Genomic DNA, 7718 nt, shown 5'->3' on the forward strand with positions numbered 1-7718 from the left:
GTCGAGAGTGGGGGAGTCGTTGACCGACGACAACGCCGCAGATGGGCGTGCCAAGCCCCGCGTCTGCGGCATGATCCGCCGGACAGGCCCTAGGGCTTTCCCCCGATTCCCGTGGCCGCGTCGCTCCGCTACCTTCGTGAGAAGTGCCGCTCCCGAAGGCCATGGTCACGGAGGCCCCGATGAAGGCAATCGCCCAGGACCGGTACGGCTCGCCCGACGTACTGGAGCTCAGGGACGTCGACACACCGGTGCCGGCCGACGGCGAGGTGCTGGTGCGGGTGCACGCGGTTTCGGTCAACGCGTACGACTGGCACCTCATGCGGGGCCATCCCTACCTGGCGCGTCTGTCGTTCGGGGCCCGTCGGCCGAAGACGCCCATCCGGGGGCGGGACTTCGCCGGGCGGGTGGAGGCGGTCGGCGAGAACGTCAAGCGGTTGCGCCCCGGTGACGAGGTGTTCGGCGAGGCCGACGGGGCGTTCGCGGAGTACGTGTCGGCCCCGCAGGACGCCGTGGACAGGAAGCCGGCCAACCTGTCCTTCGAGCAGGCGGCCGCGCTCCCGCTCGCGGGCAACACCGCGCTCATGGGCCTGCGCGACCTGGGCCGGGTGCGGGAGGGGCAGCGTGTTCTGGTCAACGGCGCTTCGGGGGGCGTGGGGACGTTCGCCGTGCAGATGGCCAAGGCGTACGGGGCGGACGTGACCGGCGTGTGCAGCACGAGGAACGTGGAGCTCGTCGAGTCGCTCGGCGCGGACCGCGTCATCGACTACACCCAGGAGGACTTCACCCGTGACGGGCAGCGCTACGACGTCGTGTTCGACCTGGTGGCCAACCGCTCACTGAGGGATTTGCGCCGCGCGTTGACGCCCACGGGCACGCTCCTGCTGTCCGGCGGAGGCGTGTCCGACGGTGGCAGCCTCCTCGGCCCGGTGCGTCTCACCCTCAAGGGGCAGGCCCTGTCACGCTTCGTCGGCCAGCGGCTGCTCTCGTTCTTCGCGCAGCCCAGCGCGGAGAAGCTGACGGCACTGCGGGAGCTCGTCGAGTCCGGGCAGGTCACGCCGGTCATCGACCGGACGTACGGCTCGCTCGGCGAGACGCCCGAGGCGATCCGGTACCTGGAAGTGGAGCACGCGCGGGCGAAGGTCGTCGTCACGGTGTGAGCCGCGGCCGGCAGGTTCGTATACCGAACATGACCACCCGGAGAACGGAACGTTTCCGGCCAAGTTGTTGACGCGCTCCTGACAGGGAGTGGCATCTCCTGCCACTCTTCCCAGGACCTCTTCACAGCAACCCCACAGCACAACTGCCGTGTCGCGGCATCCCCCCATGCAACTGGTTCGGCGTTTCTCCCTGTTCTGCCCTGTGCTGCCCGGACGGGTACCCACCGCCCGGATCCCCACTGGCCGCGCGCCCCGCGGCCAAGCAGAAGGAGTCAGTGTTGAGCAGCAATTCCTCCCACAGACGCACCTCCCCCACCCCCCGCCGCCGCGCCGCGGCCGTCGCCCTCGTCGGCATCTCCGCCCTGCTGGCGGCCGCCGTCCAGTCGGGCGCCGCGAGCGCCGCCCCCACGCAGGCCCCCTCGGGCAAGGTCAACCCCGGCGCGATCGCGCTGAAGCTCTCCCCCGCCCAGCGCGCCGAGCTGATACGTGACGCCGAAGCCGCCAAGGCGGACACCGCCAAGGACCTCGGTCTGGGCGCCAAGGAGAAGCTCGTCGTCCGCGATGTCGTCAAGGACGCGGACGGTACGGTCCACACACGCTACGAGCGCACGTACGACGGGCTCCCGGTCCTCGGCGGCGACTTGGTGGTCGACACCGCCAAGTCGGGCGCGACCGAGGACGTCGTCAAGGCGACGCGAGCCGCCATCAAGCCGGCGACCACGAAGGCCGCGCTGCCCGCCGCCAAGGCCGAGACGCAGGCCCTGTCCGCCGCCAAGGCAGAGAAGGCCACGAGCCCCGACGTCAACCGCGCCCCGCGCAAGGTCATCTGGGCCGCGAGCGGCACGCCGACCGTCGCGTACGAGACGGTCGTCGGCGGCTTCCAGCACGACGGCACCCCACAGGAGCTGCACGTCGTCACGGACGCCACCACCGGCAAGAAGCTGTACGAGTGGGAGGCCATCGAGACCGGCACCGGCAACACGGTGTACAGCGGCACGGTCGACCTCACCACCACACAGTCCGGGACGACGTACAACCTCACCGACGGCGCGCGCGGCAGCCACAAGACGTACAACCTGAACCGCGGCACCTCCGGCACCGGCACGCTCTTCTCCGGCTCCGACGACGTATGGGGCAACGGCGCCGCGTCCAACCTGGAGTCGGCCGCCGCCGACGCGCACTACGGCGCGGCGCTGACCTGGGACTACTACAAGAACGTGCACGGCCGCAGCGGCATCAGGGGCGACGGCGTGGGCGCGTACTCACGGGTCCACTACGGCAGCAACTACGTCAACGCCTTCTGGTCCGACAGCTGCTTCTGCATGACGTACGGCGACGGTTCGGGCAACGCCAACCCGCTCACGTCGATCGACGTGGCCGCCCACGAGATGACGCACGGCCTCACCTCCAACACGGCGGGCCTCAACTACAGCGGCGAGTCCGGCGGCCTGAACGAGGCGACCTCCGACATCTTCGGCTCCACGGTCGAGTTCTACGCGGCCAACTCCTCCGACGTCGGTGACTACCTCATCGGCGAGGAGATCAACATCAACGGCGACGGCACGCCGCTGCGTTACATGGACAAGCCGAGCAAGGACGGTGCGTCCAAGGACAGTTGGTACTCGGGGATCGGCTCGATCGACGTCCACTACTCCTCGGGCCCCGCGAACCACTTCTTCTACCTCCTCTCGGAGGGCAGCGGCACCAAGACCATCAACGGCGTCACCTACGACTCGCCGACCTCCGACGGGCTTCCGGTCACCGGGATCGGGCGGGCGAAGGCGGAGCAGATCTGGTTCAAGGCGCTCACCACGAAGTTCACCTCGACCACCAACTACGCGGCGGCCCGCACCGGCACGCTCGCGGCGGCAGGTGAGCTGTACGGCACCACGAGCGCCGAGTACACGGCGGTGCAGAACGCGTGGGCGGGCATCGCGGTCGGCACCCGACCCGGCGACGACGGTGGAGACACCGGTACGTCGTTCGAGAGCACGACCTCCGTATCAATTCCGGACAACGGCGCGGCGGTCACCTCGTCACTCGCGGTCACCGGCATCACGGGCAACGCGCCGACGAACCTTCGGGTCGCCGTGGACATCACGCACACCTGGCGCGGTGATCTGGTCGTCGCGCTGGTGGCCCCGGACGGCACGGCGTACACCCTGAAGCCCTTCAGCTCCTCCGACTCGGCGGACGACGTGAACGAGACCTACACGGTCAACGCCTCCTCCGAAGTAGCCAACGGCACTTGGCAGTTGAGGGTCCAGGACCAGGCGGCGCAGGACGTCGGCACCATCAACAGCTGGAAGCTGACGTTCCCGTAGACCGCGCGTGAACACACGACAAGGGCAGGGTGCCGTCCCGGTGGTTCAACTCCCCGGGGCGGCGCCCTCTTTGCCTTGCCCGGGGTTTCCCTTGGTGGCCCATTTACCTAGATCGATTCCGCATTGCGTACAGCGATCTTCATCCAACGGACCCTTTTCGGCCAAGATTTGATTGACCTCATGACATGTACGCGCCCCAGGTGCCACTCTTCCACCGCACGGCTCACCCGCACCGCAACTTCACACCGTCCGTACGGCCACCCCATGCCGTCCGGACTCCCCCACAGAAGGAGCATCGCGTGACCCCCTTCTACGCGCGTCACAAGCGCACCACGCTGGCCATCGCCACCGCTGTCGCGGCCGGAGCGCTGCTCACCACGACTCTGACCACCGGCGCCTCCGCCGAGAGCTCGGCGGCCCCCACGGCCAAGGCGCCCCTCCCGGGCGCCCAGGTTCAGCTGTCCCCCGCGGCGCGCACCTCCCTCATCCAGCAGGCCGAGGCGGCGACTCCCGAGACCGCCGAGGAGATAGGTCTCGGCGCCAAGGAGAAGCTCGTCGTCAGAGACGTCACCAAGGACGCGGACGGCACGGTCCACACGCGCTACGAGCGCACGTACGACGGACTCCCGGTCCTCGGCGGCGACCTGGTCGTCCACGAGACCGCGTCCGGCAAGACCGAGGGCGTCACCAAGGCGACGAAGGCGACCATCAAGGTGGCCTCTCTCAAGCCGACCATCACCATCGCGAAGGCCGAGAAGCAGGCCCTGACCGCCGCCAAGGCCGCCGGCTCGGAGAAGGCCGAGGCCGACAACGCGCCCCGCAAGGTGATCTGGGCGGCGGACGGCACGCCGACCCTCGCCTACGAGACGGTCGTCGGCGGCCTCCAGGACGACGGCACCCCGAACGAACTCCACGTCATCACCGACGCGGCCACCGGCCAGAAGCTCTACGAGTACCAGGGCGTCGAGACCGGCACCGGCAAGAGCCTGTACTCCGGCACGGTCACCCTCGGCACCACGCTGTCGGGCTCGACGTACCAGCTGACCGACGGCACGCGCGGCAGCCACAAGACGTACAACAAGTCGCACACCACCACCTCGTCCGCGGGCACCCTGTTCACCGACGCGGACGACACCTGGGGCACCGGCGCGGCCTCCAGCTCGACCACCGACCAGACCGCGGCCGTCGACGCCGCGTACGGCGCGCAGACGACCTGGGACTTCTACAAGAACACGTTCAACCGCAGCGGCATCAAGAACAACGGCGTCGCCGCGTACTCCCGCGTCCACTACGGCAACGCGTACGTCAACGCCTTCTGGGACGACAGCTGCTTCTGCATGACGTACGGCGACGGGTCCGGCAACGTCAAGCCGCTGACCTCCCTGGACGTGGCCGGCCACGAGATGACCCACGGCGTCACCTCCAACACCGCGGGCCTCAACTACAGCGGTGAGTCCGGCGGCCTGAACGAGGCCACCTCCGACATCTTCGGCACGGCGGTCGAGTTCTACGCGGCCAACTCCAGCGACGTCGGCGACTACCTCATCGGCGAGAAGATCAACATCAACGGCAACGGCACCCCGCTGCGCTACATGGACCAGCCGAGCAAGGACGGCGCGTCGGCCAACTACTGGTCGTCCTCGCTGAAGAACCTGGACGTCCACTACTCGTCGGGCCCCGCGAACCACTTCTTCTACCTCCTCTCGGAGGGCAGCGGCAGCAAGACGATCAACGGGGTGGCCTACAACTCCCCCACCTACAACAGCTCCACGATCACCGGCATCGGCCGGGCCAAGGCCAGCCAGATCTGGTACAAGGCCCTGACCAGTTACATGACGTCGACGACCACGTACGCGGGCGCCCGCACCGCGACGCTCAGCGCGGCGTCGTCGCTGTACGGCTCCACCAGCACGGAGTACGCGGCGGTCGCGGCAGCCTGGACCGCGGTCAACGTCAGCTGACGTAGCTGACGGGCGGTACCCGGAGAGAAGGCGACTCCGGGTACCGCCCTACGCTGTCCCCCATGCCCTACACGTACGAGGACGTGGGCGCGACCCGCGAGGACCGCTGCCCACCGGGCTTCCACCGACTGCACGTCCGCACCCGGATAGGCGAGGGCGAGGCTGTCTTCCGCCGCGCCTCCGAGGCCCTCATGACCTGGGAGCTGCACCGGGCGGTGGGCGTAGGAATCACCTCCGACGCCGCCAAGGCGGCCCCCGGAGTCGACGTCACGGTCGGCCTGGGTCCCATCAAGGCCCCCTGCCGCGTCGTCTGGACAACGGAGGAATACCGCCGCACCGCCTGGGCCTACGGCACCCTCACCGGCCACCCCGAATGCGGCGAGGAAGCCTTCGAGATCACCCGCACCGGCGACGGCACCGTCTGGCTCACCATCACCGCCTTCAGCCGCCCGGCCAGGTGGTACGCCCGCGCCGGCGGCGCCGCGACGCGGGGGTTGCAGCACGCGTACGCGCAGCGGTGCGGGAAGGTACTGCGGCGGCTGTGCGCGCCGCACGAACAAATCTGACGGGATACCGAGCCCCGACCGCTACCGATACCGCTACAGGAACCGGGCCACGACCACCGTCACGCCGGCCACTCCCCACGCTGCCACGACGCCGAAGACCAGTTGGACGAGATCCCACTCGACGCGGGGCACCCAGCGGCCGGCGCGTTTGCGCAAAGTGGCCCAGCGGTCGATGTCCGGCCTGCGGGTGAAGAACACCGCCGCGGCCGTACCCAGAACGAGCCCGGCAGCGACAGCGGGCACGTCCGGAAGCGGGGCGTACAACGCCGCCACCACAGCCGCGCCCACCCCACCGAGCAACCAGGCCCCGCACCCGATGAGCACCAGCAGCATGGCGCCCCTCTTGTCGAGGATCACACGCTCACCTCATCAACACCCGGGCCGCCCGCGATGGGTTACTTGGCGAACGCGCCAACGAACGGCACCCACGCCCCGGCGGAAACGAGGATCACGGGACCACCAGGCGTCTTACTGTCCCGCACGGGCACGACACCGAGGACGCCGTCGGCGACCTCGACGCACGAGCCGCCGTCCGCGTTGCTGTACGACGACGTGCGCCAGCGGGCGGATTGCAGGTCGTACGAACCGTTCATGGTGTGTAACCCTCCCCGAGTCGGCCGATGAACGCGAGGGACGCCTCCGGTGACAGGGCGGCGGCCCTAGCCAGATCGTAGGACTTGGCGAAGTTCGCGACCACTGCCGGGTCCTCGATCAACTGTCCTGAGTAGGCGCTCTCGGTGTAGACCACAGGCGGCTCCTCGACGAAGGTCATGAGGGTCATCGACCCATACAGGAGCGGATTCACCCCACCCGAGAAGGGCATCACCTGCACGATCGCGCGATGCCCGCGGGAGACCTCTGCAATGTGCTCCAACTGCTCGCGCATCACGTCGCCCCCACCAACGGGCACCCGCAGCACGGCCTCATGGATGACGAACCACAACTCGGGATCAACTGGATCCTTGAGCAGGGCCCGTGCCCGCTCCTGCCGCGCACAGACGAGCTGTTCGATCTTCTCCTGATCGACCAGGGGCCGCGCGGACCGGACGAGCGCACGGGTGTACGCCTCGGTCTGAAGCAGCCCAGGCACCACCATCGTGGCGAAGTCACAGATGGCCTTCGCTCGACGCTCCAACTCGGCGGCCGCCGCGAAGTACTCGGCAAACTTCGACGCCTTGAGGATCGCCGCACACAACCGCCGGAAGAACCCGTCCGCCCCCAGCACCCCATCGATCCGCTCGGACAGATCCAACTGCGGCCTACGGATGGCGATCTCGATCTGCCCGATGTACGGCCCTGAGCAATACACCAGGTCCCCAAGCCCACCCTGCGTCAACCCCGCGTCCTCCCGCCGCCTGCGCAACTCCGCACCGTAGAACTCCCCCATGGAAACGGGGTCGAGCTGCTTCGGCTGAGACATGCCGGCTCCCTCCTGCCATGACGCCGTCGTCACGGCCCGCGCCGCATCGAGGATAGATACCGAGCGAAGTCACGCGCACACAGAACGTGAAAACAGGCGGGTGAATGCCCAGTTCGAGCCAGGCTGCGTCGATCTTGAAATGGCGGGAAGGGAAGGACGTGATCAGGCGTTTGCGTGAAGGCCCCCGGGCCAATCCTTGAGTTCTAGTGGTCGTTGCAACACCCCAGCTCAGGGGATGCAATGGACTTCGAGATACGCAAGGACCGGGGGCCGCAGGGGCGAAGGAAGCT

General features: G+C 68.5%; 7 protein-coding genes. 4 read left to right on the forward strand and 3 right to left on the reverse strand.

Annotated features, from left to right (window positions below):
• Nucleotides 1-179 precede the first annotated feature (179 nt).
• The 4 genes from AB0D57_RS46555 to AB0D57_RS46570 all read left to right on the forward strand — a co-directional run bounded on the left by AB0D57_RS46555 (nt 180) and on the right by AB0D57_RS46570 (nt 6008).
• Nucleotides 180-1157, forward strand: coding sequence for an NAD(P)-dependent alcohol dehydrogenase (locus AB0D57_RS46555; protein WP_362088585.1), 978 nt, complete (start codon nt 180-182; stop codon nt 1155-1157).
• 278 nt (nt 1158-1435) lie between these two features.
• On the forward strand, nt 1436-3481 hold the full coding sequence (locus AB0D57_RS46560) for a M4 family metallopeptidase (RefSeq protein ID WP_362088586.1): 2046 nt from the start codon (nt 1436-1438) through the stop codon (nt 3479-3481).
• Nucleotides 3482-3780: 299 nt separating this feature from the next.
• Entirely contained in the window at nt 3781-5442 is a 1662-nt protein-coding gene (locus AB0D57_RS46565) for a M4 family metallopeptidase (RefSeq protein WP_362088587.1), read from the forward strand.
• 62 nt (nt 5443-5504) lie between these two features.
• On the forward strand, nt 5505-6008 hold the full coding sequence (locus AB0D57_RS46570; protein ID WP_362088588.1) for a DUF1990 domain-containing protein: 504 nt from the start codon (nt 5505-5507) through the stop codon (nt 6006-6008).
• Between the two features lie 33 nt (nt 6009-6041).
• Here AB0D57_RS46570 and AB0D57_RS46575 read toward each other — a convergent pair whose 3' ends face one another.
• Genes AB0D57_RS46575 through AB0D57_RS46585 form a run of 3 tightly spaced genes read right to left on the reverse strand, consistent with a single transcriptional unit; the run spans nt 6042 to nt 7428 of the window.
• Nucleotides 6042-6365, reverse strand: a complete 324-nt coding sequence (locus AB0D57_RS46575; RefSeq protein ID WP_362088589.1) for a hypothetical protein — start codon at nt 6363-6365, stop codon at nt 6042-6044.
• A gap of 38 nt (nt 6366-6403) precedes the next feature.
• Nucleotides 6404-6601, reverse strand: coding sequence for a DUF397 domain-containing protein (locus AB0D57_RS46580; protein ID WP_362088590.1), 198 nt, complete (start codon nt 6599-6601; stop codon nt 6404-6406).
• Nucleotides 6598-7428, reverse strand: coding sequence for a helix-turn-helix transcriptional regulator (locus AB0D57_RS46585; protein ID WP_362088591.1), 831 nt, complete (start codon nt 7426-7428; stop codon nt 6598-6600). The genes AB0D57_RS46580 and AB0D57_RS46585 overlap by 4 nt, the downstream gene beginning before the upstream one ends.
• Nucleotides 7429-7718 lie beyond the last annotated feature (290 nt).

The sequence above is a fragment of the Streptomyces sp. NPDC048275 genome (genome assembly GCF_040652275.1).
GTDB lineage: Bacteria > Actinomycetota > Actinomycetes > Streptomycetales > Streptomycetaceae > Streptomyces.